The sequence below is a fragment of the Flavobacterium sp. genome (assembly GCF_044369455.1).
Lineage (GTDB): Bacteria > Bacteroidota > Bacteroidia > Flavobacteriales > Flavobacteriaceae > Flavobacterium.
In genome coordinates this window covers 1-2720 of record NZ_JBIPLW010000091.1, presented here as the reverse complement: position 1 = coordinate 2720, position 2720 = coordinate 1, and the positions used below count along the sequence as shown (strand labels likewise).

The window sequence follows — 2720 nt, the reverse complement described above, 5'->3', positions numbered from 1 at the left end:
GGCGGCGGTGTCTATCCGGCTCTGTCCGAATACGAGAAATTCACATGAATCCGCCATTTTGACTTTCCTTTCGATCGGTAATTGAGCTTATCATTCCAAGCCCAGTGCAATCTTTTTCATGGCAAACAGAGCAAAAGAAAAGATAGTTGAAAATGGAAAGCAGATTGGCTTCAAGCGTTCTCCGAATTTGGCTAGAAACACTATTAAACCACCGTTGGCTGGCATTCGTTCTTCCAATGTTTCTCTACATGCTCATCGGAAGTTTTGAGCCGACGGATCCAGACTCGGGCAACTATAAATTCTACCCGTGGATCTATGGCTTCAAGCTTTTTGCAACCGTGGCTGCGCTGCGGCTCGCATGGCCGTTGTACAAACCGATGGTCAGACCCATCGGTTTACAAGGAGTATCGATCGGAGTTCTCGGAGCCGCGATTTGGATTGGCGTTTGCCATCTTGAACTGGAGCGTACTTATCTTGTCCCCTTACTCCAGCAGTTTGGACTGGATCGCTACTTCGGGGCACAGACCCGGTCAGCATTCAATCCGTTCATTCAATTGGCCGGCTCTACCGTTGGGATTACGTTGTATTTGGTCGTCCGCGGAACGGGTTTGGCCCTGGTGGTGCCGATCATGGAAGAGTATTTTCTACGCGGGTTCCTGATGCGATACATGGCAACCGAAAAATGGTGGAAATATCCGATCGGAATGGTCACAAAAAGTTCGGCGGTCGCGGGGACGATCGTGCCGATGCTGATGCATCCTGGGGAGTTGATAGCGGCCGCACTTTGGTTTTCGCTCATTACCGTACTCTACATCCGCACCAAGAACCTCTGGGAATGCATTGCGGCTCATAGTACGACAAACCTACTACTAGGAGTTTATGTCGTAATCTTTGGTGCGTGGCACTTAGTGTGATCATGGCACTTAGTGTGATCATGGCACTTGGTGTCAGCAGAAGTTGGATAGAGCCGACAAAAGTCAATGTAGTAGGCACATTCCATGTGCCGTCCACCTAGAATACCAGCAAATCTCAGTGAGCGGACCATGGAGCGTGCCGCTACTTTTGCCGGATGTGCCAAGCTGAATTTTGGAAAAGAGTTGGAAGCTTTTGAACGAACACGGCTAGTCGCTCAGGACTCGATGGTTCGTTTCATTCCAAATACGCGTCTACGAGCAAAACCTACAGCAGCTGCTCCGGAAAGAATAACTAGAGCCAGGGAAGATGGCTCTGGGACGGCCGTGAATTGCAAACGAATCGTATAATTGTTTGGAGTGCTATTCCCTCCGATGCCCGTGCTGCCTGCTGGGGCCGTGAAGGAGGATGGGTTATTCTCTACGAGCCAGAAATCGAGTCCAGCATTACTGCCAAGCATACTCCGAAGCGATGTCCCCGTATTCACATTCAATGGTATCCCGTTCGAACCTCCGGCGGCGTAAGTCGCCGGGCTAGTGGAGTTCGTCGTCGTGAAGGTAATGCCAGTGTAAAGGAGGTTACCATTCAATATCGCTGCATCAACATTCGCCGGACTAGACTGAGCGCCCGCATAGAGCCTCACGTTCGGTCCTTGACCCAAGACTGCCACGGCAGATATTCCAGAGAAAGATTGGATGTTTGAAGCATCTTGGGTTTCAAATAGTCTTCCAAGATAAAAGGCCCTGGTACTAGCGGAGTCCACTAGAATGCCAGATTGCTGCTCCGTACTCTCTATAAAATCCCCTAAAGAGAGGTTCGCAGGAACTAAGAGTAGACCCAACAAAAGAAAGAATCTGGTCATAAAGCACAGCTCCGTTGCGATCTATAGAATCTACGAAGAAGAATTAGCGAGAGAAACAACAATGCAAAACCAACGATCGCCGACGGTTCCGGCACCGTGACTAACTCAAAGGTAGCCGAATACGGAACCTCCACAAGTATGGGATTGAAATTTGCGTCAACTCCAGTGTTGGTCACCGTACTACGGGGAAACCACAAATCGGTTTCCGTATCGCTGAAGAACCAAACGTCTATCCTACCCAGCGGATCACTGTTGATAAAACCTTCGACCCTCGCACCGTCGTTTGCAGCAAATGGAACCCAATGGCTTTGACGCTCATCGACTGAGTTGCTGCCCCCTACCGGAATGTTGTGGATTGCCAACGAAGTCGTGACGACTTTGGGATTCCCGATGGATATATCCAAAACCGAGGTACCGTAGGGGGCAATCAAGAGTCTTGGAGACGAGGACGAAATAACTCCTCCGGCCAAATCGACCCAGCCACGAAACCGGAAACTCTGGTAGTCATGAAATCCATGGGAATACGAAAAAGTCCCGACCTTGGCACCCACGCCACTTCCCAATGGCACATTGATGAACCGCTCACCTGACTGGAACGGAATAGTCGACGCGATGATCGCAGCCGGCGCCGAAGGAACGAGACAGAAAGAGGAGAAAACTGAAAGAATGATAGAGAGTAGAAAAGTCGAGTTGTTTTTCAAATTCATTTCTCCAACTCCAAAGCAAATGGCTTTGCGGCTTGTTTTACAAAGCATCGCCAAATCCAGCAGTTTGAAAATCCCCATACCGATCAGCCGCCAGCAATCAAAAAAAGAGCGATGCAAAAAAGAAAAAGGGAACAATCATTTTGAAAAAAGGACAAAAAAGGCTCATTCGACACCTGACCCATCGCGATCTCCTGTTGTCACAATCGACAAAAGTAGCAGGCTCGCTCCGCCGTGCCGTC

The 2720-nt window shown here is 49.5% G+C and carries 3 protein-coding genes; 1 reads left to right on the top strand and 2 read right to left on the bottom strand.

Annotation, left to right across the window (positions count from 1 at the left end):
- Positions 1–152: 152 nt before the first annotated feature.
- Complete coding sequence (locus ACIQ2L_RS14705) at positions 153–914, top strand: CAAX prenyl protease-related protein (RefSeq protein ID WP_396160173.1); 762 nt, start codon at positions 153–155, stop codon at positions 912–914.
- A gap of 215 nt (positions 915–1129) precedes the next feature.
- On the opposite strand, the gene ACIQ2L_RS14700 is transcribed toward ACIQ2L_RS14705, so the two are convergent.
- Together ACIQ2L_RS14700 and ACIQ2L_RS14695 are read right to left on the bottom strand one after the other, a co-directional pair.
- Positions 1130–1372: a PEP-CTERM sorting domain-containing protein gene (locus tag ACIQ2L_RS14700; protein WP_396160175.1), complete on the bottom strand. Its 243-nt coding sequence runs from the start codon at positions 1370–1372 to the stop codon at positions 1130–1132.
- A 398-nt stretch (positions 1373–1770) separates the two neighbouring features.
- The gene (locus ACIQ2L_RS14695) at positions 1771–2616 is read right to left on the bottom strand and encodes a PEP-CTERM sorting domain-containing protein (RefSeq protein WP_396160171.1); all 846 of its coding nucleotides are present in this window, start codon (positions 2614–2616) and stop codon (positions 1771–1773) included.
- Positions 2617–2720 lie beyond the last annotated feature (104 nt).